This window comes from Ralstonia mojiangensis (assembly GCF_023955645.1).
GTDB lineage: Bacteria > Pseudomonadota > Gammaproteobacteria > Burkholderiales > Burkholderiaceae > Ralstonia > Ralstonia mojiangensis.
Window position 1 is genome coordinate 674,223 of record NZ_JAMXHU010000004.1, and the last position, 24,132, is coordinate 698,354.

At 63.5% G+C, this 24,132-nt stretch carries 22 protein-coding genes; 17 read left to right on the plus strand and 5 right to left on the minus strand.

From position 1 onward, the window contains the following. Positions 1-123 precede the first annotated feature (123 nt). Entirely contained in the window at positions 124-1,050 is a 927-nt protein-coding gene (locus NG898_RS19680) for an NAD-dependent epimerase/dehydratase family protein (protein WP_252694004.1), read from the plus strand. A 56-nt stretch (positions 1,051-1,106) separates the two neighbouring features. Here NG898_RS19680 and NG898_RS19685 read toward each other — a convergent pair whose 3' ends face one another. From NG898_RS19685 to NG898_RS19695, 3 genes are all read right to left on the minus strand, one after another. Next, the gene (locus NG898_RS19685) at positions 1,107-2,348 is read right to left on the minus strand and encodes a GumC domain-containing protein (protein WP_252694005.1); all 1,242 of its coding nucleotides are present in this window, start codon (positions 2,346-2,348) and stop codon (positions 1,107-1,109) included. A gap of 441 nt (positions 2,349-2,789) precedes the next feature. Then, complete coding sequence (locus NG898_RS19690; protein ID WP_252694006.1) at positions 2,790-3,827, minus strand: LacI family DNA-binding transcriptional regulator; 1,038 nt, start codon at positions 3,825-3,827, stop codon at positions 2,790-2,792. A gap of 111 nt (positions 3,828-3,938) precedes the next feature. Then, positions 3,939-4,832, minus strand: coding sequence for a DMT family transporter (locus NG898_RS19695; protein WP_252694007.1), 894 nt, complete (start codon positions 4,830-4,832; stop codon positions 3,939-3,941). Positions 4,833-4,930: 98 nt separating this feature from the next. On the opposite strand from NG898_RS19695, the gene NG898_RS19700 reads away from it, so the two are divergent. Continuing rightward, positions 4,931-5,746, plus strand: coding sequence for an AraC family transcriptional regulator (locus NG898_RS19700; protein WP_252694008.1), 816 nt, complete (start codon positions 4,931-4,933; stop codon positions 5,744-5,746). 10 nt (positions 5,747-5,756) lie between these two features. On the opposite strand, the gene NG898_RS19705 is transcribed toward NG898_RS19700, so the two are convergent. Continuing rightward, entirely contained in the window at positions 5,757-6,563 is an 807-nt protein-coding gene (locus NG898_RS19705; RefSeq protein ID WP_252694009.1) for an SDR family NAD(P)-dependent oxidoreductase, read from the minus strand. 145 nt (positions 6,564-6,708) lie between these two features. On the opposite strand from NG898_RS19705, the gene NG898_RS19710 reads away from it, so the two are divergent. The 11 genes from NG898_RS19710 (at position 6,709) to NG898_RS26135 (ending at position 15,553) form a co-directional block, all read left to right on the plus strand. Further along, positions 6,709-7,608 carry a LysR family transcriptional regulator gene (locus tag NG898_RS19710; protein WP_252694010.1) on the plus strand — a complete coding sequence of 300 codons (900 nt, stop codon included), beginning with the start codon at positions 6,709-6,711 and terminating at the stop codon, positions 7,606-7,608. A gap of 233 nt (positions 7,609-7,841) precedes the next feature. Continuing rightward, positions 7,842-8,375: a hypothetical protein gene (locus tag NG898_RS19715; protein WP_392397882.1), complete on the plus strand. Its 534-nt coding sequence runs from the start codon at positions 7,842-7,844 to the stop codon at positions 8,373-8,375. Next, a complete protein-coding gene (locus NG898_RS19720) occupies positions 8,372-8,869 on the plus strand; it encodes a hypothetical protein (RefSeq protein ID WP_092970874.1) in 498 nt (165 codons plus the stop codon). Before NG898_RS19715 ends, NG898_RS19720 begins: the two co-directional genes overlap by 4 nt. Before the next feature lie 422 nt (positions 8,870-9,291). Continuing rightward, on the plus strand, positions 9,292-9,648 hold the full coding sequence (locus NG898_RS19725; protein WP_252694011.1) for a hypothetical protein: 357 nt from the start codon (positions 9,292-9,294) through the stop codon (positions 9,646-9,648). Between the two features lie 168 nt (positions 9,649-9,816). Then, positions 9,817-10,101, plus strand: a complete 285-nt coding sequence (locus NG898_RS19730; protein ID WP_252694012.1) for a hypothetical protein — start codon at positions 9,817-9,819, stop codon at positions 10,099-10,101. After that, positions 10,098-10,364, plus strand: a complete 267-nt coding sequence (locus NG898_RS19735; RefSeq protein WP_252694013.1) for a hypothetical protein — start codon at positions 10,098-10,100, stop codon at positions 10,362-10,364. The genes NG898_RS19730 and NG898_RS19735 overlap by 4 nt, the downstream gene beginning before the upstream one ends. 7 nt (positions 10,365-10,371) lie before the next feature. After that, entirely contained in the window at positions 10,372-11,994 is a 1,623-nt protein-coding gene (locus tag NG898_RS19740; RefSeq protein WP_252694014.1) for a PepSY-associated TM helix domain-containing protein, read from the plus strand. Positions 11,995-12,110: 116 nt separating this feature from the next. Continuing rightward, positions 12,111-14,297: a TonB-dependent siderophore receptor gene (locus tag NG898_RS19745; protein WP_252694015.1), complete on the plus strand. Its 2,187-nt coding sequence runs from the start codon at positions 12,111-12,113 to the stop codon at positions 14,295-14,297. A 209-nt stretch (positions 14,298-14,506) separates the two neighbouring features. Next, positions 14,507-14,923 carry a MarR family winged helix-turn-helix transcriptional regulator gene (locus NG898_RS19750; protein WP_045205663.1) on the plus strand — a complete coding sequence of 139 codons (417 nt, stop codon included), beginning with the start codon at positions 14,507-14,509 and terminating at the stop codon, positions 14,921-14,923. A 55-nt stretch (positions 14,924-14,978) separates the two neighbouring features. Further along, positions 14,979-15,371: a tautomerase family protein gene (locus NG898_RS19755; protein WP_045205662.1), complete on the plus strand. Its 393-nt coding sequence runs from the start codon at positions 14,979-14,981 to the stop codon at positions 15,369-15,371. 47 nt (positions 15,372-15,418) lie between these two features. After that, complete coding sequence (locus NG898_RS26135; RefSeq protein ID WP_004632518.1) at positions 15,419-15,553, plus strand: hypothetical protein; 135 nt, start codon at positions 15,419-15,421, stop codon at positions 15,551-15,553. 4 nt (positions 15,554-15,557) lie between these two features. Here the strand turns inward: NG898_RS26135 and NG898_RS19760 are convergent, their stop codons facing one another. Beyond that, entirely contained in the window at positions 15,558-16,577 is a 1,020-nt protein-coding gene (locus tag NG898_RS19760) for a GlxA family transcriptional regulator (RefSeq protein WP_252694171.1), read from the minus strand. Between the two features lie 85 nt (positions 16,578-16,662). Between NG898_RS19760 and NG898_RS19765 the strand changes: the two genes are divergently transcribed. The 4 genes from NG898_RS19765 to NG898_RS19780 all read left to right on the plus strand — a co-directional run bounded on the left by NG898_RS19765 (position 16,663) and on the right by NG898_RS19780 (position 24,107). After that, positions 16,663-17,805, plus strand: coding sequence for an acyl-CoA dehydrogenase family protein (locus NG898_RS19765; RefSeq protein WP_252694016.1), 1,143 nt, complete (start codon positions 16,663-16,665; stop codon positions 17,803-17,805). A gap of 27 nt (positions 17,806-17,832) precedes the next feature. Then, complete coding sequence (locus NG898_RS19770; protein WP_252694017.1) at positions 17,833-19,038, plus strand: acetyl-CoA C-acetyltransferase; 1,206 nt, start codon at positions 17,833-17,835, stop codon at positions 19,036-19,038. 13 nt (positions 19,039-19,051) lie between these two features. Next, on the plus strand, positions 19,052-21,178 hold the full coding sequence (locus tag NG898_RS19775; protein WP_252694018.1) for a 3-hydroxyacyl-CoA dehydrogenase NAD-binding domain-containing protein: 2,127 nt from the start codon (positions 19,052-19,054) through the stop codon (positions 21,176-21,178). 259 nt (positions 21,179-21,437) lie between these two features. Continuing rightward, a complete protein-coding gene (locus NG898_RS19780; protein ID WP_252694019.1) occupies positions 21,438-24,107 on the plus strand; it encodes a bifunctional diguanylate cyclase/phosphodiesterase in 2,670 nt (889 codons plus the stop codon). Positions 24,108-24,132: the final 25 nt, after the last annotated feature.

Below are 24,132 nucleotides of genomic sequence, written 5' to 3' on the forward strand. Positions count from 1 at the left end.
ACAACTCCTGGGCCCGTCTGGGCCCCTTCCTGATCTGGAACGACACGGCGGCGCGCGATGATGTCGCAGCGCCAGCCGCCGGTCGCGCCTTTCTTTCCTTCATCCCGAACGGACTTCCACATCGTGGCTGACTACCAAACCCCTGCTCGCGTTCTTGTGACCGGCGTAGCTGGCAACCTGGGCCGCAAGGTCGTCGAGGCACTGGCCTCCGCCCCGTGGTGCACCTCCATCATCGGCGTCGATTGGGTTGCACAGAACGTCGAGTTTTCGCCGCAAGCGGCCCAACGTTTCCAATGGGTCAAGGCCGACCTCACGCAAGCCGATGGTGCATGGACGGATCTGCTGAGCAACGTCGATGCGGTCATTCACTTGGCCGCCATCCACTCCACGCCAGACGCAACGTGGGAGCAAGCGCTGGCTTCCTACGGCATGACGCTCAATGTGCTGCAGGCCGCTGCCACGCACGGCGTGCGCCGCTTCGTGTTCGCCTCGTCCAACCACGCGATGGGCGCGTACAAAGACCAACCCCTGGCCGGCACCATCGGCCCCGGCAAACTCACCGCCGAACTGCCCCCCGCCCCGGGAACGCGCTGGAATAACGGCACCGAAGACGTCTACTCGCTCGCCTACGGAACGTCCAAGGCCATGGGCGAACGGCTCTGCAAAGCAGTGGGCGCCGTCTCCGAAGCCAACGGCGGCAAGCTGTCGATCGTGTCGCTGCGCATCGGCTGGGCATTACCCGACGAAAACGACCCCAACGACATCAACTATTCCGGCACCGCTGACACACCCGTGCCGACCGAGTTGCCCGATGAAGCCAGCCACGTGGCGCTGCGCTGGTTCCGCAACATGTGGCTCTCAAACGGGGATTTGCGCCGGCTGTTCCTGTGCTCGATCACGGCCGACCCTGCGCGCTGGCCAGCATCGGCCATCGTCGTGAATGGCGTGTCAAACAACCGCGGAATGGATTGGGGCCTGGAGACCGGGCGAGACCTGCTGGGGTATGAGCCGCAGGATGATTTGTATGCGTTGATCACGGCAACGCGGTAGCGCTCCATGCAAAAGGCCCGGCTAATGCCGGGCCTTTTGTATTAGATGCGAGCAAATCAAGCGACGCGAACCGGCCGGAGATTATCTTCTTCTGGTCCAACCGCTTCATCGAGCGCGGCGTTGCCGCGATTCCCCCTGAATGTTCGAATCTTGTCAAGCAACAGAACAAACAGGCTCCCGAGCACGACACCACCGATGAGCGAAAGCAGCGCCAGCGCCAGCGAGCCGGGCCCCGAGCGGTACTCCGGCAACGTGGGACCGGAAACAAAGCGCGCCTCTGAGATGTGCTTGTTGCGCATCTGCTCGGCAATCACCATGATCTGGTTATAAATCTCACGTGTCTTGTCGTCTGTAAGGTCCTTGCCCGCGAATACAGCTTGTGCTGTCTTCACGAACTCAGCTAGCAACGCGTTACCGGTTTTGGGTTGGCGAGTGCTCTGGTCGACGCGTTCATAGAATTCACTGCGCAACCCATTCTGCTCGGCGTCGCGTTCCAGCAACGTGAGCTGCGATTTCAGGTCGGCAATTTCGGTTTCAATACCAACGAGCTGTGCTACGGGAGATAGATAGCGAGACGCGTTGTTGTCACTGCCGGTCGAAAGCAATTGGCGCGCTTCCATCTTCGACGCCTCGGGGTACTTGCCGGCGATCGATCGTGCTGCTTCGAGTCGGGTGGAGGCCTGGGTCAGGGCCAGCCTCTTCTGGATGATCTGGTTATCGATCTGTTGCTTCTTCGCCTTGGCTTCACCTGCTTTGGTATAGATCGTATCCAGCAGATCTTCACTCAGCATGGTGTCCTTGATGTAGTCCCCCATCAGTTGAACACGGGCTTGCGCGTTCTCCGCCGACCGATCCTTGAACGTGATCGAGAAACCTAGGATACCAATGGTGTCGAGCATCCCCTTCGCGTCGGTGATGTAACGCAGATCATCTCTCGACAACGGTAAAACCGCCTGCAAGTGCGCCTGAACGAAGCGTTCACTCAGATTTCCCAACAAATACTCACCGTTGGCATCGCTCGTTTTCTTGTTGTCTTCGAGATAACGGTATAGCGTCTCGCGATCCCAGAATGCAGCCTTCTGGACGTTGTATTCCGCAAACTTACGCGGCGCGCGCATGAACCCTTCGCTGGAGTACTGACGGGCAACCCAAAATGAGAGCACAAAAATCAGTAAGGACAATACGGCAGCAAACAAAATGATCTGTCGTCGTAGTTCCCAACAGCGCGCAACTAAGGCCTGCAAATCAAGAGCGAATAGATCGCCGTCGTCATACGCTGCCGGATTCATCTTCTTCATTACCTGTTCCGTTCAAAAAAATTGCCGATTACTTGCCAGCAAGGGCAGCCGCAGTCACTTGATGTCTTTTTTGTTGCGCGGGCTTCCATTCGGCCCTGTCAGCTCGCTACTCATCGCCCATATGAAGCGGTAAAAACCGTTACAGCTTAGTGACGAACTGCGCAATGGAAATGAGAAAAGGACGAAATCAAATACGCCTTTTTCGCCTCACCCCAGATGATTGCCCAGTCAACTTAGGCAATTTTCAGCAGTTTTGCACCCACTTTCAAGGTCTGCCGCTGTGCGACCGGGCAAAAATCGGGCACGTAACGATAATGGCTTGGGATTTCGGCCGGTACCCTCCAGCGCGAGGGTTGACTAATGGATGGTCAACAGAAAGAACGCAAGCGTGCCCCCATGCACGGCGGTATGTCGTCCAATTAACAGTGGTAGCGCCACATCTCAAACCGGCGCACAAGTCGATTCCCGAATCACCAACTCATACTGCAAATTTTCGTGCACCGAATGCGGCTTCAGGCCCGGTAGATGCGGGCGGTGGATCGCAATGAGCTGCTCCACCGCTGCATGCGCCATCGCCTGGATCGGCTGACGCACGGTGGTGAGCGCCGGCCAGAGCTGGCGTGAGAGCGGCGTGTCGTCGTAGCCGCAAATGGAGAGTTCTTCCGGCACCTTGATGCCTCGCGCCTGCGCCACGCGCAGCACGCCGGCAGCCATGTCGTCGTTGCCTGCGAAGATGGCGGTCGGACGTGGCTCGCAGGACAGCAACCGCTCGGCGCAGGCAACGCCAGACTCGAACGAGTGCTCGCCCTGCTCGACCAATCGTTCGTCGACTTCGATACCGGCCTGCGCCATCGCGTCGCGATAGCCGAATACGCGCTGATACGCCGCGCCGTGGGCGGGATCGCACACCACGAAGCCGATGCGGCGATGCCCGAGCCCGATCAGGTGCAGTGTCATGTCACGCGCGGCAGCGCGGTCTTCGGTGTTGACGGACAGCCCCTTGTGCTCGCGGTCGGCGGGGGCCAAGCGCACGTAGTCGATGCCAGCTTCATCCAGCGCTGTGATGAGCGACGGCACATCCGACACCGGTGGCGTCAGGATGATGCCGGCCAGTGCACGCTGGCGCGCGCTCTGGATGATCTGCTCAGCGAGGTTCGGATCGCGGTAGTTGCAGGGCGTGAGCAGCAGGCTGTAGTCGAGCGCCTGGCAGGCTTCGAGCGCGCCATGCTGAATGTTGACGATGTAGTTGTCGGAGGGGTTGTCGTAGACCAGCGCGATGATGTCGGCGCGCTTGCTGGCCAGTCGCCGGGCAGCCGGGTTGGGCCGGTAGTCGAGCGTCTGCATCGCCTCGACCACCTTCGCGCGCGTCTTCTCGCTGATGTTGGGCTCGTGGTTCAGCACGCGCGAGACGGTCTTGATAGACACGCCCGCATGCGCGGCAACATCATCGACGGTGACAGCTCCTGCGTTGCGCTTCATGGTCTGACGATGGTCTGGCGAGAGTGGTTCTGGAACACGGAACGGGCGCTATCACGCGCCCGCCAATGTGTTCGATTTTACCGCCATCCCCCAAGCCGCGCGGCCAAAAAACTAACGGGCGCTCAACCCCGAACGGCCGATCGGCAGCCGAACAATGCCTTGCGCCAGGCTCACGCCCAGCAGAACGAGGCCGCCGCCGATCCAGTGATAGCCGTGAACCGTCTCGCCAAGCATCACCGCAGCCATACCCGCCGTGAAGACCGGCATCAGGTTCATCAGCACCGCCGTACGCTCGCTGCCGATGCGCTTGAGCCCCTGCATCCACAAATACGACGCGACGATCGACGAGGCGATACCCGCAAACACCACCAGCCCGATGCCCTTCGCCGGCACCGCCAGGCTGTGCGCGGTCATGGCCACCGGCACAAGCATCACGACGGCCACCAGCACCTGCACGTACAGGTTGAGCCACTGCCCAAACGGCAGCGTCCAACGGCGATAGAGGATGTTGTACAGCGCGTATGCAGTGGCGCCGGCAAGCACCAGCACGTCGCCGTGGTTGATGCCGCCATCGAACAGGTTGGTCGGTTCTCCGCGCCCCAGCAGATACAGCACGCCCACCAGAGACACCACCACGCCCGTCACTGCCTGCGCACCGACAGGCTGACGAAATACCACCACATTCAGGATCAGCCCCAGCATTGGGATCAGCGCCCCGATCACGCCCATGTTGGTCGCGCTCGTGCTGTGCGCCGCGTAATACGCCAGGCACTGGTACATCACCATGCCCAGCAGCGCGAGCACCGCAAAGCGCCGCCACTGCGCCAGCACAGCCCGACGTTGGCGCCACAGCGGCCGCACGCAAAAAGGCGTCAGCACGATGGCCGCCAGCAACCACCGGTAGAACGAAATGGCCGCCGGGTCCACCACGCCGGCCGCGGCCTTGGAGACGATGGTGTTGGCAGCCCAGATCAGCACCGCCAGCAAGGGATACAGCACAGGCACGACGGCCTCCTCGAACAATGGAAGACCGCAGTTTAGTAATGTCCGGTTCAAAACATATACTTCAAACCAGACAACATCACCCCTCGAAAGCGACAACCGTGGCCGACACCCTGTACACCGCCTACCGCGAAGCCGACCTACGCGTGCCCAAAGGAGCGCCGTTCTACTTTCGCTACGATCATTTCGAGCCCGAAACCGATATCGAGCCACACACGCACCCGTGGGGCCAGATCAACCGCATCAGCCTGGGGTTGATGGAAGTGGTGGTCGATGGCCGCCGGCTGACCGCGCCCGCCGAATACGTGATCTGGGTGCCGGCCAACCAGCCCCATTCGGCATCGATCCGGCAGGCGACGGACTTCCTCTCGGTGTACATGGCCGAACCGCTTGCGCAGCGGTTGCCACCCATGGCCTGCCTGATTCCACAAACGCCCCTGGTGCGCGCGCTGTTTGAAGACTTCGCCACGCGCCGCGTCGCCGCCATGACCGACGCGTGGGACCTGCGCCAGTTCGAGTTGTTGGTGGAAATGTTGGCGCGTGCCGGCCACGCCGACAGCTACCTGCCAGACAGCACCGACCGCCAGCTTGAGCCCATTCTGCAAGCCATCCGCCTGGACCCCGCCGACACCACCACGCTGCAGCAATGGGCCGAACGCGTGCACAGCACCGAACGCACACTTGCGCGCCGCTTCCAGACCGAACTCGGCATGAGCTTCTTGCAATGGCGCAACCGCGTGCGCCTGCTGCGCGCGCTGGTGTGGCTCAAGGAAGACCGCCCGGTGCAGGACATTGCGCTCGCGCTCGGGTATGGAACGCCTTCGGCATTTATTGCGATGTTCCGCAAGCAGGTCGGGTTTTCGCCCGAGCGCTATCGCCGGCAGATGGGCGGCGAGACCGAACGCCCCGCCGCCTAGACCGTTGGCGTCAAGCGACCGAATAGCCGCCGTCGGCTACCAAGGCGTGGCCCGAGACAAAACTCGCATCGTCCGACGCGAGGAAGGCCACGATGGTCGCCATCTCCTGCGCGCTGCCGACACGGCCCGCCGGGGTGCCCGCCGCAAAGTCATACATCGCTTCTGCAGACGGCCAGATGCCGCGATGGTGGAACGGCGTCTCGATCAGCCCAGGCGCCAGCGCGTTGACACGCACACCTCGGCGAAACCATTCGATCGATGCCGTCTTCGTCATGCCGATCACCGCGTGCTTGGTGCCGATGTACAGGCCCGCGTTCTCGAAGCCAATCACACCGCCCATCGACGCATTGTTGATGATGCTGCCCGAGCCTTGGCGGAGCATCACCTCGGCCTCGTACTTCATCGAATGGAAGACGCCGCGCACGTTGGGGTCGAATACCTTGTCGTAGGTGGCGTCGGTCTGCTCGGTGAGCGGCGCGAACACGCCCTCGGTACCCGCGTTGTTGAAGGCGATGTCCAGGCGCCCATATGTGGCGACGGTAAAGTCGACCATCTTGCGGATATCGTCTTCGCGCGTGACGTCGGCTTCCACGGCGGCCGCCTCGCCGCCTTGCGCGCGGATGGCCTCGACGAGCGCGTCGAGTTCCGGCTTGCGCCGTGCCGCCACGACAACCTTGGCGCCACGCCGGGCCAGTTCAATTGCCGATGCATGCCCGATGCCCGAGCTGGCGCCCGTGACGAGTGCAACCTTGTCTTTAAGTTGTGCGGATTGCATGGATTGCATGGATTGCGTGTTGAGTTGCGTTGCTGCGTTCATTGCCGGCTCCTTGCCGTGAGTGGGTGAGCTGGCGCTCGGTTCTTCCGTGCTGCCAGGCTTGGAGCCAAGTATGGATAGGCCAACGCGGCAAATAAATGGAATAATCCGGCAAACAAAATTCCTATTTCTGGAATTCAACAACCCCATGCAAGACCGCCTCGAACTGCTGCGCATCTTTGCCACGGCCGCCGGCACACCGACATTCCGCGAGGCGGCTGCACGGCTCGGCGTGTCTCCGCAGGCCGTCACGCGGGCGGTGCGGGAGCTGGAAGACACGCTGGGCGAAACGCTCTTTCATCGGAACACCCGCAGTGTGCAGATCACCCGCTACGGGCAAGACCTTGCCGCGCAAGCCCAGGCCGCATTGCAGACCGTCGATGGCCTGTTCGATCGTTCCTCCGCCAAGGCGACGGAGGCGAGCGGCATCGTACGAGTCACAGCGACTGCGCACATGGGGCGCACCTATGTCATGCCCGTGCTGACGGCGCTGATGCAGCAACACCCGGGTCTTGTCGCAGACCTTCGCCTGTCGGACGTGCCTTCCGCCGTGGTGGATGAGCAGATCGACGTGGGGGTACGCATTGGCTTCATCGGGGACAACCGCTTCGTGGCGCGCTCGGCCGGTAGCGTAGCGCTGTGGGTGGTGGCCGCGCCCGCGCTGCTTGCCCGCGTGGGCGAACCCAAGACGCTCGATGCACTGCTGGAGCTGCCCGTCACCACACTCATCAACCGCAGCGACGGCCGCGCCTGGCCGTGGGGCTTTCGCGACGACATCCAGCTCCAGCCTCACCGCACCGTCTTCGTGACTGATGACCCGGAAACTGAGATACAAGCGGCCTGTGCGGGCCTCGGCTTCACGCAGACCACGGAGTACTTGGCTCGCTCGCACGTGGAGCGCGGCGAACTGGTACGCGTGCTGCGGCGGTTCGAACCCCCACCTTGGACGCTCCACGTCTATCGCCCCCAGCGAGGGCCGGTACCAACGCGGGTGCGGGTGGTCTTTGATGCGTTGGCCACGCAGTTGAAAGCGCTTCGCCCAAGCTGAACAACGGCAATACCGCGCCGCAGCGGCTAAGAGTCGCTAACAAAACCTAGCGCAGCGATCCTGGCTAGGCGCGACGACGCAGACAGTACAAAGGTACGGCAAGGAGGAGCAACGACGCCAGGAAGGTTTTGTTAGCGACTCTAAAAACAATTGTGAGAAACCGCGCCGCAACGCCGTTTGCGGGGCGCAGTGTCCTTTAGAATTCGCTCTGTTGCAGATTTGGAAGTCCACACATGCGCACACCACGGTTCGCATCTGCCCGGATGCTGGGCAGCGCGCTCACCCTGAGCACGTTGGCACTCAGCGGCTGCAGTTCGCTGATGTCAGAAGGCACGACCACCGCGGCCGGTATCGGCGGTGCAGCCCTGGCTGCCAAGGTGACCGACAACGCAGCAGTGGCCACCGGCATTGGGCTGGGCGTGCAGGCCGGCGCACGGGCCGCGTTGCAACACAGCCAGCGTGTCGTCCACACCGAAACCCAAGACCACATCGCGCAGATCGCCGGGGCGCTGGCCGACAACACCGTCGGCAACTGGCAGGTCAAGCACCGCATCCCCTTGGAGCCTGACGAACACGGCCGCGTGGTGGTCACGCGTTCGATCAACGGACCGCTCGTCAACTGCAAGGAAATCCTCTTTACCGTCGACGGAATGGAAGATGGCGCTGCAAAGGTCGACTTCTTCGTTGCCTCCATCTGCCACGACGGCAAGCAATGGAAATGGGCGACCGCGGAACCGGCCACGGCGCGATGGGGTTCGCTGCAATGAGCCGCGCGCGCTGGCTTGTAGCCGGATGTGCGGGCCTGATGGCCGGCTGCTCGTCGGTGGGGCCGTTGACCGGCGCGGCAGCGGGCGTGGCCACGGGCACTGTCACGGGCAACCCGGCGGTGGCCTATGGCGTGGCCGTGTCGGTCAACGCCGCGACCGATGCCTCCATCAAATACGCAACGCGTAAATGGGCCGCCAGCGAGCAGGATGCGCTGGCGATGGCAGTCGGGCGATTGAGCGACAGCACACCTTCGCTCAACTGGTCGCTCGAACGCATGATGGGCTTGACCAAGGCGCACGGCCAGGTCGTGCTGGTACGCACATTCACGACGCCGCTGGCCACCTGCCGCGAGGCCGTCCTGACCGTTCAGGAAGCCCTGGCTCCCAAAAATGCGCCCGGCGCCGGTTACACGATCTATGCGTGCCAGAACGGCACCACATGGCAATGGGCCAACGCCGAGCCCGCCGTGCCGCGCTGGGGCAACCTGCAATAGCGCGACGCGCGCGTCAGGATTTGGCGGCATGGCACGGGTAGCGATCCAGTTCGAAGCGCTGCCATCGTCAGCGCAGTGCTCGAGCCGCCGCGCAACCTCGTCGATCTGCAGGAACTTGCTGCGGTATTTGAAGCGGCCGGCATTTATCCCACGCTGATATTGGATTCGGTGCAGGACGACCGAGGAGGGCATGGCGCGCGGTTGATTTGGTACGCCCGCGGACGCTGACTTAAGCGTCAATCAGACGAGACATTAGAAGTTTTCACCTCAGGTTGTTGGAGAACGAGCCGTTCTGGGGGATGCGCTTTCTGCGCGTCCTCTCTACGATGCGGGCGCGCATTCGGTGCGGGGGCAGCGCAGCAGCCATGTGCGCTGTGGCATCGAAGCGGCTTTCCAAACTCCAATCAATAAAAAGGACTTTCATGTTTCGCATTTTCGTATCCGGTATTGCGCTTTCTCTTGCCCTGTCGGGCTGCGCGGTCAGCGTCGGCAGTGGAACGGGCGTTGACAAGATTGCCGACGCCACGCAGGAATCGCTGCAAAAGCAATTCGTGCCGGGCGTCGCCAAGCGCGAGGACGTAGCGCTCGAACTGGGTGCACCCAGCGACAAGGCTACCGCCGGCGGTCTCGACATCTGGAACTATCGCTACGCGCGCAATGCGGCAATCGGCGTGGTGTTTGTCGGGATTCCGATTGGTTCGAAGAAGATCGCGTCGTTCTACTTCGACGATGCGGACGGCGTGCTCAAGAAGATCGAATACAAGGTCCTGCAGCAGTAACCCATCACACCTGCCGCGCCCGCCACCCAGGGCGCGGGCGCGGCATGGCCAACGTCCGCACTCGCGGCAGCACGTCAATTCCCCCATTCCAATCCGCGAATCCTCTTGGCTTGTGTAATTTAATACGAATCATTATCATTTGTGTTCTCAACAAAACTGAAGACTGCCATGCACGGTATTGCCCTCCTGCTCGGGCTGCTGGCGGCGGGCTGCCTGTATGCGGCCGCGCCCAACCAAGTGCTGCTCGCGCGCGCTTCGCGTCTGCGGGGGCGCGTGCTGTGTTGCGTTGCCGTTGCGTTGTCGGGCATCGCCGTCGTGCTGTGGAACGATGCGCTCGGCTGGCCGGGGGCAATCATCGCGGTGGTGCTGCTGGTCACGGGGGCCTTGTCGCTCTGGCCCATGTTGGGAGCGTGGACACAGCAACGGCGTGCAGGCCTGGAGGCGCGCTCATGAACGGCGTGGGCACCAAGTGGCTGGCCGGTACCGTGCTTGGGCTGCCGTTGTCGGTTGCGCTGTGCACGCTGGCGATCCTGTGGCTGCCGGGCGGCTGGGAAAGCGGCGTCATCGGCGCCCTGCTCGTGTGCCTGCCGCTGTGGGCCGTGATCATCAGCGTGAGCGTGCTGTTTCGGAGCAGCGCCCGCGCGTGGGGCGTGCTGACGGCAGCGAACGCGCTGTCGTTCGGCGCGCTGTGGCTGCCGCGCCTGTTGGTGACCTGACCTTGCAATGAAATCGACGACCTTGCGTCTATATCAGACGCTGCATACTTGGGTGGGCCTGATAGCGGGCTGGGCGCTGTTCATCGCGTTCTTTGCGGGCGCGCTCACTGTGTTCCATGAAGAACTGCATGCGTGGCAGAACCCGCTGCGCGCTGACCATGCCGCCGTTGCCACCAAGCCGGCCGATATCGATCACTTCGTGAACACGCTGGTGCGCACGCACCCGGCCGCTGCCGCGAGCGCGTACGTCATCTTCCCCAACGAGGGCGAGCCGGATTTCTCCGCGTATTGGCAGAACAGCAAGGGCGATTGGCAAATGACGACCGGCAGGGGGCTCGCTGCCGGCAAGACCTCGCCGAAAGATCTGTCGATCGAGCCGTCGAAAGGTGAGCTGGCCAATTTCCTGAATCGGCTGCACTACTCGCTGGGTCTGGAAGAACCGGGCATGTACTTCATGGGCGCGATCTCAGTGCTCTATGGCGTGGCGCTCATCTCGGGCGTGCTGCTGCACCTGCCCCGCCTGAAGAAGGATCTGTTGGCCGTGCGTCCGGGACGCAACCTCAAGCGCTTCTGGATGGACATGCACAACGTGCTCGGACTGTTCAGCCTGCCCTTCCACCTGATCTTTGCGATCACCGCGCCGGTGCTGTGTCTGAGCATCGCACTGATGACCTTGTTCAACACCGTAGCGCTCAACGGCAAGCTGTTCGATGCGGTGCCGCGTGTGACGACGGCAGCCGGCACGGTGGTTGCGGCCAACCGTGCGGCGCCGATGTTGCAGGCTGAGCAACTGCTCGCCCGCGCACGCGAATTGGCCGATCCGAACTTCACCGTCAAATCGATCCACTACCAGCACATTGGCGATACGAATGCCGTGGCGGAAGTGCGCGGCAGCAGCACACGGGCGGTCGGCGACTACGGCTCCGTAGCGATTCGCGCGGCTGCCAATCAGCCCGACAGCGGCAAGCTCGTCGGCAACCAGACGTCCGATGCGCGCGACACCAATCACGCGATCTACAGCCTCGTCTACGGCCTGCACTTCGGCACTTACGGCGACATCGCCCTGCGTCTCGCGTATCTCGTGATGGGCCTGGCGGGGGCGTTCGTCTTCTATTCGGGCAACCTGCTGTGGATCGAATCGCGCCGCAAGCAACGCAAGGCCGATCAGCCACGCGTGCATCAACTGCTGGCGCGCGCCACGGTTGGCGTGTGCATCGGATGCTGCGTCGGCGTGATGGCGACGTTCCCGGCGGCGCTGCTGTGGCCCGAGCGTTCGGCCGGCGTGACGTACTACACCGTGTTCTTCGCGGCGATTGCCTGGGCGATGCTGCGGCCGCCAGCACGCGGCGCCGTCGAACTGCTGAGCGCTGCCGCCATTGCAGCGGTGCTTGCGCCCATCACCAATGCCGTCGTCACCGGTGACCACCTGCTGCGCACGATGGCGCGTGGCGACTGGATGGTGGCCGGTTTCGACCTGGGCGCACTGGCGCTTGCGTGCGGCTTTGTCGGCCTTGCGCGCGCGACGCTGCGCCGGGCGCGCCACGGTGCGCCCGATTCTGTCTGGGCCGTGCCGGCGCGTGAACCTCGCACCGGCAATGACCTGCACCCGAGCGTCGCCAGAGAGCCGTAGCTCCACACGCTCCGCACCAAAGCCCACAACCACCCGCACAGGACTCGCGCATGCCGCCCGCCGGCTCGCGCGGGGCTGCGCACGCCTACACAACATTGATCCAGGGGAGCTTGATCATGCGAGCCGCTGCTTTACCAACCGCTTCACGCCGTCCTATCGCCTGCCTTCGCCCAACGCCGCTGGCACGCCGGCTCGCGCTGGCATTCGTCGCCATGGGTGCAGGCGCATCGGCGCACGCGCAGCAGACCACCACGCAGGTCGACCTGCCCGCCACGCAAGTCACTGCGGGCAAACCTGCCGCCTATGGCGCGAAGCAGGCCAGCACCGGCGCACTGGGCGACAAGGCTGTGCTCGACACACCGTTCACCATCAACGTTGCCACGCAGGAGCTGATCCAGAACCGGCAGGCGCAGACCATCGGCGAGGTGTTCAAGGGCGACCCGGCGGTCACCGCCAACAACGACGGTTACATCGGCGAGGCGTCGAACATCACCATCCGCGGCTTGCAGCTCGACCTACTGGAGGGCTACAAGGTCGACGGCCTGGCCGTCCCCAACTGGGGCAGCGATGTGCCACTCGAACACTTCGAGCGTGTGGAACTGCTCAAGGGGCTATCGGGTTTCATGTATGGCTTCGGCACCCCGGGCGGCATCGCCAATTTCGTGACCAAACGCCCGACCAACACCTTTGGCGGCAGCGCCACCTTCGGCTTTACGAGCGGCGGCACGCTGAAGGAATCGATCGATATGGGCGGGCGCTTTGGCCCGACCAAGGCCCTGGGCGCGCGCCTGGGTGTGGTGCATGAAGAAGGCGATACCTTCGTCGACGGCGGCCATATCAAGCGCGACTCCGCATCGTTGGCGCTCGATGCGCGCATCACGCCGGATCTGCAGTGGTCGTTCGACGGCCTGTACATGCAGCGCAACGTACAGGGCGCCTACTACGGCATCATCCCCGGCCAGGATTTTGGTGTGCCGGTCACGGAGTTCGTGCGCACGCCGCGCGCCATTGACGGCAGCCAACGCGTGTCATCGCGCGGGTCGTATTACGAGACCGAGATCAAATCCGTCGGCACCGAACTGAACTGGGCTGCCACGCCCGATTGGAACGTGCGCGCCGCCTATCGCTACACGCAGCAGAACCGCGGCAATGCCGACAGCGCGATCCAGCTGACCGACAACGCAGGCAATTTCAGCGAGTTGCAGTACAGCTCGTACCAGCGCTACCAGTACAGCCAGGCGCAGGTGATGGCCAACGGCAAAGTGCGCACGGGCCCGATCGAACATGAACTCGTCTTAGGCACGTCATGGCAGAGTCTCACGCAAGCCACAGGCGGCTTTGCTTCCACGCTACTCGGCACCGGAAACCTGTACGACACGTCCGCGTTCGTGTCGTCCGGGGCGACACCGATGCGGGTGCCTTCGTCCGACGGTCTGGCTCGCACATCCCGTATCGACCAGACCGCCGTCTTTGCCAGCGACACGGTCAAATTCAACGAGCAGTGGTCGGTGCTCGGCGGGTTGCGCTACACGCGCTTCAACCAGACCGGCTACAACACCGACGGCAGCACCTCAGCCAAGTACGACCGCGAGCCGATCACGCCCACGCTGGCGGTGATGTTCAAACCCATGCAGCCGGTGACGCTGTACACAAGCTATGTGGAATCGCTGGAGGCCGGTGCCAGCGCACCGATCACCGCACTCAACGCCGGCACGGTATTCGGGCCGCTCAAGAGCAAGCAGGTGGAGGTGGGTGCCAAAGCCGAACTCCACGACTGGACATTCGGCGCGGCGCTGTTCCAGGTGCAGCGCGGACTGGCGTATCTGCGGCCGGACAACGTCTATACGCAAGATGGCATGACGCGTTATCGCGGGTTCGAATTGAGCGCTCGCGGCAAGCTCGCGCGTGACTGGACGCTGCTGGGCGGGGTGCTGTTCATGAATTCCCAGAACACGGAATCCGATGCCTCCGTGCTGGGCAAGCGGGCCTATGGGTCGCCGCGCTTCAAGGCGACGGCGTATGTGGAATATGCCGTGCCGCCGGTGCCCGGGCTCGTGCTGTCGGCGGGCGGCCAGTACGTCGGCAACTCGGCGCTGGAGGCCAACAACAGCAACATCGTGCCGGGGTATCACACGTTTGATGTGGGGGCGCGGTATTCGACCAAGGTGGGCGGCAAGCCGGTGACGCTGCGGTTCAATGTCGACAACCTGACGAATGAGAAGTACTGGTTGCCGAGTTGGGGGTTCATTCTGGTGCAGGGGGCGCCTCGGACGTTTAGGGCTAGTGCTACGGTTTATTTTTGATGTTTTGGTTTTTGGTTCGGAGCTTGATCTTGGTGGTGCATCCCTTGTTTCATCCCCTGCCGGGGCTGACTCACTTTCTTTGGTCTTGCCCAAAGAAAGTAAGCAAAGAAAAGTAAGTCGGTCCCGGCAGGGAACGAAAGAGAGGTGGACCACCAACACAAAAAAACAAGTTGCATATCTAACCATTAACAACTACCATCCACTTCACCATGTTCGACCACTGCCTCTACTTCAACACCACCGCCCTCGCCCGCAAGCTCGACCGCGTCTGGGCAGATGCTTTTGCGCCTTTCGATCTCACGCCGCCGCAAGGCTTCATGCTCCGTGCGATCGTCGACCGCCCGGGCATGCTGCAAAGCGAGTTGTCGGAAGCGATGTCCGTCACGCGCCCCACGGCAACGCGCGCGCTGGATGGCCTGGAAGCCAAGGGCTTGATCGAACGCCGCAAGACGGAAGCCGACGGCCGCGAGACCGCCATCTTTCCGACGCGGGAGGCGGTCAAGATCGGGGCAGCGTTGAACGAGGCAAGCGGCGCCGTCACCGCAAGGCTGAAGCGCGTGCTGGGCAGTAACGAATTCACCGATACGGTGACGAAGATCCGAGGTGTGCGCTCCACCCTGACATGAGCGTCCGTTTTTTTTGATTAAATAATTGCATTGCTAACTAATAAGGGAAACGATCATGCCCATCCTCAACGTCAAAGTCAGTGCCCAACGTTCTGCAGAAATGACGCAGAAGATCTCCAGCACGCTGCTGGAACTCACCTCTCGCATCCTGGGCAAAGACCCGAAGGTAACGGCCATCGCCATCGACTATGTCGACCCGGAAGACTGGGTCGTCGGCGGGCAGACGCTGGCCGCACAAGGCAAGAACAGCATCTATTTCGACATCAAGGTGACGGACGAAACGAATACCAAGGCGGAGAAGGCGCAGTACATCGCCGAGGCGTTCACGGCGTTTGCTGAGCTACTCGGCAATCTGCACGAAGAGAGCTATATCTATGTGCAGGACGTTCGCGCCGCAGCTTACGGCTACGGCGGCAAGACGCAGGAGTACCGCTACCACCACGCGTAAATGTGCCGATCGCGTCTCTCCCACCCAACAAAAGAACAGGTGAAATCATGAACCGCATGAGCGCTTTCTTCGCGGCCAGTTGGCTGGCCGCCGCGTTGCTGTACTTTGGCCAACATTCGTTGCCGCTGACCGCGCTCTCGGGTGTGGTGTTGCTCGCTGGTTTCGATTTGTTGCGTCCATGACGCTTCAGCGCGTGCACTGTTGCGCCCGGTATTGCAAGGGGCTGCAACCGTGGCCGGCAGAGAACGCGCGGCTGAGTGCGCTGACACTGCCGTAACCGCATTCGTCGGCAATGTGATCGAGCGGCAGTCGGCCCGTGCGCAGCAGAAACGCCGCCAGCTCCAATCGCAGCGCCGCCACGTAACGCCGCAGGTTGCTGCCGGTGGCGGCAGCAAAACGGCGCGTCAAGGTGCGCTCGCTCATCGCTGCCTGGGCGGCCAGCTCGGCCAATGCAGGCGGCGATTCCAGTTCCCGCTCCACCATTTCCTGGATGGCCAGGATGGCCGCATCGCCGTGGCGCTTGAACTGCGCCGTCCACACGGTCATGTGCTCGTACGACGGCAGGGATTGCGTGAGCGCCGTGCGCAACATCCGGCGAGATGCGCCCACTCCACAGCAGTGATCGATGACGTACGCACAGGCGTCCACTGCGGGGTTGATGCCGCTGACGGTGATGATGCGGCCATCCACCGCGAGAGGTCGGTCCGGCGTGTAATGCACGTCGGGAAAATGCCGTGCGAACCAGGCGCGCTCACTCGCCAGCCCGGTCGCTCGACAACCATCGAGCAGCCCAGCCTTGGCAAACAGCGGCGCCGCATTCATGCCAACCACGAGGGCACCGGCGTCATAGCGCGTGCGCAGCCAATCTGCGATGCGCGCCTCTTCCGCGTCTAATGCCGCCTCCGGGGCGAACTGTGCGGGAACGATCACGACGTCGTATGCGACATCGGTCAGCGCGGCGGTGGCGGACACCGGCATCTCGCCAAAGCTCGACACGGCGGCACCGTCGGCGGACAGCAGATCAATGTCGAAGAGCCGGCTGCCCATCACATCCACGCTGCGCGCCTGCATGGTGCCCGCCACCAGCAGCATCTCCTGGGTGAGAAACACATACCCGGCAAAAAGGCGCGGCGGCAGCAGGATGGCGATGCGGGCCCGCGCATGCGCACTGCGGCGTTTGGAGGCTGCTTTCGGCTGGCGCTTCATATCAATAAAGTGGCGATTCGGATCAACCGGAATTGTCGCGGCCTTGTTGAAATACGGCAACCCATCCGCCCCCTCCGGAGCCGCCATGATTGCCCGCACGCTGTTCGACGCTGAACACGACACCTTCCGTGAATCCGTCCGCCGCTTTATCGACGCCGAAGTCCTGCCCCACCACGAGCGCTGGGAAGACCAGGGCTACGTCGACCGCGCCATCTGGGAAAAAGCGGCCGCCGCCGGCTACCACTGCGCCAGCATGCCCGAGGCCTACGGCGGCGCAGGTGCCGACATCCGCTACAGCACCGTTCTGATGGAAGAGATTGCCCGCGCAGGTGCCACGGGCCTGGGCTTCGGCCTGCACTCGGAAATCGTCGCGCCCTATCTGCTGCACTACGGCAGCGAGGCATTGAAGCAGCACTACCTGCCCAAGCTGGCGAGCGCTGAGATGATCGGTGCGATTGCGATGACCGAGCCTGGCGCGGGCTCCGACCTGCAAGGCGTGCGCACCACCGCCACGCGCAGCAGCGACGGCAGCCACTACGTGCTCAACGGCTCGAAGATCTTCATCACCAACGGCTGGCACGCAGATGTCGTGATCGTCGTGGCGCGCACCACGCCGGAAGGCGGCGCCAAGGGCACGAGCCTCTTCGTGGTCGACACCCGCATGGAGGGCTTCAGCAAAGGCAAGCGCCTGAAGAAGGTCGGCATGAAAGCGCAGGACACCGCTGAGCTGTTCTTCGACAACGTGCGCGTGCCCGCCGGCAACCTGCTCGGCGAGGAACATCGCGGTTTTGCCTACCTGATGCAGGAACTGCCGTGGGAGCGCCTGCAGATTGCCATTGGGGCCATCGCTTCGGCCGAAGGCGCGCTTGAATGGACGCTGCGCTACGTGCGCGAGCGCCAGGCCTTCGGCAAATCCATCCTCGATTTCCAGACCGCGCGGCACGCGCTGGCGGAACTGAAAACCGAAGTGCAGATCGGCCGCGTGTTCGTCGACCAGTGCATCGCGCTCAAGCTGGCCGGCGCGCTCGATGCCGCCACGGCGTCCATGGCCAAGTACTGGACCACCGACCTGCAATTCAAGGTGATGGACCGCTGCGTGCAACTGCATGGCGGCTACGGCTACATGTGGGAATACCCCATCGCCCGCGCGTGGGCCGATTCGCGCGTGCAGCAGATCTACGGCGGCACCAACGAAATCATGAAAGAGCTGATCGCCCGCACCCTTTAACGAGCACGACCTTCAGGACGCAACGCTATGGAAGCCTATATCTACGACGCCGTTCGCACCCCGCGCGGCAAGGGCAAGAAAGACGGCAGCCTGCACGGTGTCACGCCGCTGCGCCTGGCCGCTACCGCACTGCGCGCCATCCGAGACCGCAATCAGCTCGACACATCGCTCGTGGATGACGTGGTGCTCGGCTGCGTGGAACCCGTGGGCGAACAAGGCGCGTGCATTGGCCGCGTGGCAGTGCTGTCAGCCGGCTATGCCGAGACGACGGCCGGCGTGCAGATCAACCGCTTCTGCGCGTCGGGCCTGGAGGCCTGCAACATGGCCGCTGCGCAGGTGATGGCCGGGCAGAGCGACTTCGCCATCGGCGGCGGCGTGGAGAGCATGTCGCGCGTGCCGATGGGTGCCAGCGGCGGCGCATGGCCTGTGGACCCGGCCGCGGCCATCCCGCTGTACTTCGTGCCGCAAGGCGTGTCGGCCGACACCATCGCCACCAAGTGGGGCTACAGCCGCCATGACGTCGACGCCTACGCCGCCGAGAGCCACCGCCGTGCGCATGCAGCCAGCACAGCCGGCTGGTTCACGGGTTCCATCGTGCCGGTGCGCGACCAGAACGGCCTGACCATCCTCGACCGCGACGAGATGATCCGCCCGCAGACCACCGTGGACACACTCGCACAGCTCAAGCCGTCGTTTGCGGAATTGGGCGAGCAATACGGCTTTGACGCGGTGATCCGCCAGCGCTATCCACAGCTTGAGCGCATCGAACACGTGCACCACGCAGGCAACAGCTCGGGCATCGTCGACGGCGCGGCGGCCGTGCTGATCGGCAGCCGCGAGGCCGGCAAGCGCGCGGGCCTCAAACCGCGTGCGCGCATCCGCAGCTTTGCCAGCATCGGCTCGGAGCCGTCGATCATGTTGACCGGCCCCTCCTACGCAGCAGAGAAGGCGCTCAAGCGCGCCGGCATGTCGGCGGCCGACATCGACCTGTACGAACTGAACGAAGCCTTCGCCTCCGTCGTGCTGCGCTTCATGGAGGTGCTGGCCGTTCCGCATGACCGCATCAACGTCAACGGCGGCGCCATTGCGATGGGCCATCCGCTCGGCGCCACGGGCGCCATGATTCTCGGCACGCTGCTGGATGAGCTGGAACGCCGTGGGGCAAGCACGGGCCTGGCCACGCTGTGCGTCGGTGCCGGTATGGGCACCGCCACCATCATCGAACGCATTTAAGGAGCGTGCTGACATGATCGACATCACCATCGACACCGACGGCATCGCCACGCTCACGTGGAACCAGCCGGGCCGCGCACAGAACGTGCTCAACGGCGAAACCTGCGCCGCCTTCTTTGCCGCCATCGACCGCGTGTGCGCAGATGCAAGCGTCAAGGGCATTCTCGTCACGTCCGCCAAAGCGGATTTCATTGCTGGCGGCGACCTCGAATGGCTGCAGGCCAGCGACGACGCAGCCACGCTGTTTGAACGCACGTGCGACCTGCATCGCATGCTGCGCAAGCTGGAAACCTGCGGCAAACCCGTGGCTGCGGCGCTGCCGGGCTCCACGCTGGGCGGCGGGCTGGAGATTGCGCTCGCCTGCCACTACCGCGTGGCGGCCGACAACGCCCGTGCACGCTTCGGCCTGCCGGAAGTCACGCTCGGCCTGTTGCCGGGTGGTGGCGGCACGCAGCGCTTGCCGCGCTTGATTGGTGTGCAGAAAGCGCTGCCGATGCTGCTTGAAGGCAAGCGCATCAAGGCGGCTGAGGCGCTCAAGCTCGGCATTGTCGATGCGGTCGTCAACGCGGGGGAAGAAGCCGATGCTGCGCGCACGTGGCTGCTGGGCGAAGGCCAGATCCGCGCGCTGCAACCGTGGGACATCAAGGGCTACAAGGTGCCCGGGGGCGGCATCTCCAGCCCCGCCGTGCAGCAGCTATTCACGGCGGCCAACGCCATGCTCCGGCAAAAAACCTACGGCAACTATCCGGCGGCGGCCAGCATCCTGTCGTGCGTGTACGAAGGGCTCATCACCGATCTCGATACAGGCCTCAAGACCGAGGCACGCTACTTCGTGCAAGCGGTGCTGTCGCCGGAGGCACGCGCGATGATCCGTACCCTTTTCTTCAGCCTGAACGCCGCCAACAAGCTGGCCGCACGCCCCGCCGATGTGCCCACGCGTCGCTACGCCAAGATCGGCGTGCTGGGCGCCGGCATGATGGGCGCCGGCATTGCCTACGTCACCGCCAAGGCGGGGCTGCCCGTCGTGCTGCTCGACACCACGCAGGAAGCCGCCGAACGCGGCAAGGACTATTCGCGCAAGCTCGTCGAGAAACAGGTACAGCGCGGCCGCCTGCATGCCGACCAGGCTGAAGCGCTGCTCGCGCGCATTCAGCCCACCACGTCCTACGCCGACCTGGATGGCGCGGGCCTCGTCGTTGAAGCCGTGTTCGAGCAGCGCGACATCAAGGCCGACGTCACGCGCCAGGCCGAGGCCGTGCTGTCGCCCGATGCCATCTTCGCGTCCAACACGTCCACGCTGCCGATCACGGGGCTGGCCGAAGCAAGCCAGCGGCCGGGCAACTTCATCGGGCTGCATTTCTTCTCGCCAGTCGACAAGATGCCGCTGGTGGAGGTGATCGTCGCCCGGCAAACCACGCGGGCCACGCTGGCGCAGGCGCTCGATTACGTGAAAGCCATCGGCATGACGCCCATCGTGGTCAATGACAGCCGCGGCTTTTATACGAGCCGCGTCTTTTCGACCTACGTGCTCGAAGGCCTGGCGATGCTCGCCGAAGGCGTGGCGCCTGCGCTGATCGAAAACGCCGGGCTGCTGGCCGGCATGCCGGTGGGGCCGCTTGCGTTGATCGACGAGGTTTCCAGCGAGCTGATCCACAAGGTCAACCAGCAGACCCGCGCCGACCTGGGTGTCGCCTACATCGCGCGCCCGGGTGAAGCCGTGGCCGAGCGCATGGTCGCGCTGGGCCGCATCGGCCGCAAAGCCGGCCAGGGCTTTTACGACTATCCGGAGAGCGGCAAGAAAACGCTGTGGCCCGGGCTGGCGACCGAATACCCAAAAGCCGCCGCGCAGCCTGACGTTCAGACGCTGGTCGATCGCCTCATCACCGTGCAGGCCGTGGAAACCGCACGTTGCCTGGATGAACACGTGGTGACCGATCCGCGCGATGCCGACGTGGGCGCGCTGCTCGGTTGGGGATTCCCGGCATTCCGGGGCGGGCCGGTGTCGCACATCCATCGCATGGGGGTGGGGGCCTTTATTGAACTGTGCGACCGGCTGGCTGCGGAGCACGGCCGCCGGTTCGCGCCGCCCGCCCTGTTGCGTGACATGGCAGACAAACACACTGCGTTTTACGAACGCTGACGCTCAGACGCCGCGCGGGCAGTCCATGCGCGGCGCCTCGCAACGTACAGGCGTTGCGCCGCGCAAACAGAACCTGAGGGTAAATCCGAGTCCCCCCAAAAAAAGCAAACGATTGCGCATCCGGTCATTACCCCGTTTGTTCGGCTTCAGACACAGAGGCTCCGCTCCGATATAGAGTGAGAGGCACATGAAATGGCCGATATTCAGGCACGCTACGCGCGTGCCCAAAACGACTGGACACGCAAACGATGGAGTGGGGATGCCCGCAGAGCAATCGAAGGCTTCTTCTGGTAGTACGACTGATATCACGCCGCAGCCCGGGTGGCGGCGCAGGCTGCTATCGCCGCTGAATGTCGGGGCGCTGCTGATCCTGTTGTTCATCTGGACGTTCACGTTCCATCAACTCACCCAGGAGCGCGACAGACTGATCCGCGATGCGCAGTCGCGCACGCAGGTTGAAGCACAGGCGTTTGGTGAGTACTCACTCGGCAGCGTGCGGCGCGTGTCGGAATTCCTGCTCGATCTGCGGGCAAGCTGGCTGGCCGGTCGCGAAGTGTTCGAGCAGGTCATCCACGAACGGCAGGAGGTTGTGCGTGACCTGACCTTCCAGGTGGCCGTGATCGACGAGAACGGGATGCTGCTCTACTCCAGCATTGGCCCCACCACGGAACGCGTCGACCTGAGCCAGCGCGAACACTTTCGCGTGCACAAGGAATCGGGCGGACGCGATGTGCTGTTCATCAGTGACCCGGTGCAGGGCAAGGTCTCGAAAAAGTGGTCGATCCAGTTCACGCGCCCCATCCTCAGGGCTGGCCAGTTTGCCGGCGTCGTGGTGGTATCGGTCAGCCCGGAACAGTTCGCCAGCTTTGCGAATACGCTTGCGATTGGCAAGGACGGGGCTGCCACGATCATCCGCGAGTCCGGACAGATCCTGGCTCGCGTGCCCAACCCGACCGCCGGTATCGAAAAGCCGCCGCGCCGCCGGCAGTTCAACAAACCGGGTGCGCTGGAAACGGGCAGCTACCGCGTGGTGTCGGGCACCGACGGCGTGGAGCGCATCATCGGCTATCGCCATGTGCCGGAGATTGGGCTGTACTTTCTGGTGGGCGAGTCGGTGGCCTCGGTGCTGGCGCCTTACGACGGCTATCGGCGCACTGCACTGGTTGAGGCCGCCGCCTCCACCTTACTGATGGCGCTGCTGTATTTCACGCTGCGCCACCAGGGGGCCGAGCGCAAGCGGCACATCGAAGACATGCGCCTGGCCTCCATGGTTTATGCATCGAGCAGCGAAGCAATGATGGTGACGACGCTCGACGGGCGCGTGATCGACGTGAACCCGGCTTTTACGGTCACCACGGGCTATTCGGCGCAGGAGTTCAAGGGCCAGTCGAGTGACGCCATCCGCTCCGAATGCAACGAGCGCGCCGTGATTGAAGCGATGCGCGACGGCGTTTCAACCAAGGGCTCGTGGAGCGGCGAATACCTGATCCGCCGCAAGGACGGCAGCGAGTTCCCTGCGCTGCTCACCGTCGACACGTTTGCAGACAGCACGCTGGGCGAGCCGCGCCGGGTGGCGCTCATCCACGACATGACGGAGAAAAAGCGCGCTGAAGAGGTCATCTGGCGGCAGGCCAACTTCGATGCGCTCACCGATCTGCCCAACCGGCACATGTTCTACAACCGCCTGCGGCAAGAGATTGCGCGGGCGCGGCAGACGTCTACACAACTGGCGTTGCTGTTCATCGATCTGGACCGTTTCAAGGAAGTGAACGACACGCTCGGCCACGACCAGGGCGACATCCTGCTCAAGGAGATCGCGCGGCGCATCTCGGCCATCGTGCGCGGCACCGATACGGTCGCGCGGCTGGCCGGCGACGAGTTCACCATCATCCTGCCGGACCTGCCCGATGGCTCGGCGGCCACGCCCATCATCCGTAGCTTGCTCGCGCGCATTGCCGCACCCCTGCAGCTTGGCGAGGAAAGCGTGGAAGTGTCGGCCAGCATCGGGGTGGCGCTGTACCCGCGCGACGCCGACAGCGCGGAATCGTTGCTCGTGCGCGCAGACCAGGCCATGTTTGCGGCCAAGAGCGCGGGACGCAATCAATGGGCCGCTTTTACCCCGGCATTGCAGCGCGCCGAACAGGAGCGCCTACGCGTGACCAGCGACTTGCGCGTGGCGCTGGCACAGGGCCAGCTTACGGTGCATTACCAGCCCATCGTCGATCTGCTGACGGGCAAGGTCCGCAAGGCAGAGGCCCTGATCCGCTGGCGGCATCCCGTGCGGGGCGAGATCGATCCGGCAGACTTCATTCCGGTGGCTGAAGACAGCGGGCTGATCGTCGAGATCGGCAAATGGGTGCTGAACAGAGCGCTGGATCAGCTCACGGAATGGCACACCACGCTCGACAACACGCTGCAGGTGTCGGTCAACAAGTCACCGCTTGAATTCCGCGCGCACCAGTCGGGCACCGAATCGTGGCCCAAGGTGGTGGAGCGCCGAGGGCTTCCACCGCACAGCCTGGTCGTCGAAATTACCGAAGGCTCATTGATGGCCGATAGCGCGGAGGTGGTCGAACACCTGCACGAATTCCGGCGCGCGGGCGTGGACATCGCACTCGATGATTTCGGCACGGGGTATTCGTCGCTCTCGTACCTGAAGCGCTTCGACATCGACTTCATCAAGATCGATCAGTCGTTCGTGCGCAGCCTCGCGCATGACCCGAAGGACATCGCTCTGTGCAGCGCTATCGTGGGCATGGCGCACGCACTGCGTATCAAGGTCATTGCCGAGGGCATCGAGACCGAAGAGCAGAAGGCGATTCTGGTCGCGGCCGGGTGTGACTACGGCCAGGGCCACCTCTTCTGCCCGCCGGTGCCGCCGGCAGCGTTTGAAGCCTTTGTGGCCAAAAGGCAGCTTGCGGAGACTTAGGCGGCGCAGGGCACGCCACTTCGTT

Bases quoted from the DNA above. Each gene is read 5' to 3' on its own strand.
- NG898_RS19715 (WP_392397882.1), top strand. From the start codon at position 7,842: ATGCGCACACCACGGTTCGCATCTGCCCGGATGCTGGGCAGCGCGCTC.
- NG898_RS19770 (WP_252694017.1), top strand. From the start codon at position 17,833: ATGGAAGCCTATATCTACGACGCCGTTCGCACCCCGCGCGGCAAGGGC.
- NG898_RS19705 (WP_252694009.1), bottom strand. From the start codon at position 6,563: ATGAACGCAGCAACGCAACTCAACACGCAATCCATGCAATCCATGCAA.
- NG898_RS19760 (WP_252694171.1), bottom strand. From the start codon at position 16,577: ATGAAGCGCCAGCCGAAAGCAGCCTCCAAACGCCGCAGTGCGCATGCG.
- NG898_RS19740 (WP_252694014.1), top strand. From the start codon at position 10,372: ATGAAATCGACGACCTTGCGTCTATATCAGACGCTGCATACTTGGGTG.
- NG898_RS19775 (WP_252694018.1), top strand. From the start codon at position 19,052: ATGATCGACATCACCATCGACACCGACGGCATCGCCACGCTCACGTGG.
- NG898_RS19765 (WP_252694016.1), top strand. From the start codon at position 16,663: ATGATTGCCCGCACGCTGTTCGACGCTGAACACGACACCTTCCGTGAA.
- NG898_RS19725 (WP_252694011.1), top strand. From the start codon at position 9,292: ATGTTTCGCATTTTCGTATCCGGTATTGCGCTTTCTCTTGCCCTGTCG.
- NG898_RS19780 (WP_252694019.1), top strand. From the start codon at position 21,438: ATGCCCGCAGAGCAATCGAAGGCTTCTTCTGGTAGTACGACTGATATC.
- NG898_RS19735 (WP_252694013.1), top strand. From the start codon at position 10,098: ATGAACGGCGTGGGCACCAAGTGGCTGGCCGGTACCGTGCTTGGGCTG.
- NG898_RS19755 (WP_045205662.1), top strand. From the start codon at position 14,979: ATGCCCATCCTCAACGTCAAAGTCAGTGCCCAACGTTCTGCAGAAATG.
- NG898_RS19730 (WP_252694012.1), top strand. From the start codon at position 9,817: ATGCACGGTATTGCCCTCCTGCTCGGGCTGCTGGCGGCGGGCTGCCTG.
- NG898_RS19745 (WP_252694015.1), top strand. From the start codon at position 12,111: ATGCGAGCCGCTGCTTTACCAACCGCTTCACGCCGTCCTATCGCCTGC.
- NG898_RS19720 (WP_092970874.1), top strand. From the start codon at position 8,372: ATGAGCCGCGCGCGCTGGCTTGTAGCCGGATGTGCGGGCCTGATGGCC.
- NG898_RS19750 (WP_045205663.1), top strand. From the start codon at position 14,507: ATGTTCGACCACTGCCTCTACTTCAACACCACCGCCCTCGCCCGCAAG.
- NG898_RS19685 (WP_252694005.1), bottom strand. From the start codon at position 2,348: ATGAAGAAGATGAATCCGGCAGCGTATGACGACGGCGATCTATTCGCT.
- NG898_RS19710 (WP_252694010.1), top strand. From the start codon at position 6,709: ATGCAAGACCGCCTCGAACTGCTGCGCATCTTTGCCACGGCCGCCGGC.
- NG898_RS26135 (WP_004632518.1), top strand. From the start codon at position 15,419: ATGAACCGCATGAGCGCTTTCTTCGCGGCCAGTTGGCTGGCCGCCGCG.
- NG898_RS19690 (WP_252694006.1), bottom strand. From the start codon at position 3,827: ATGAAGCGCAACGCAGGAGCTGTCACCGTCGATGATGTTGCCGCGCAT.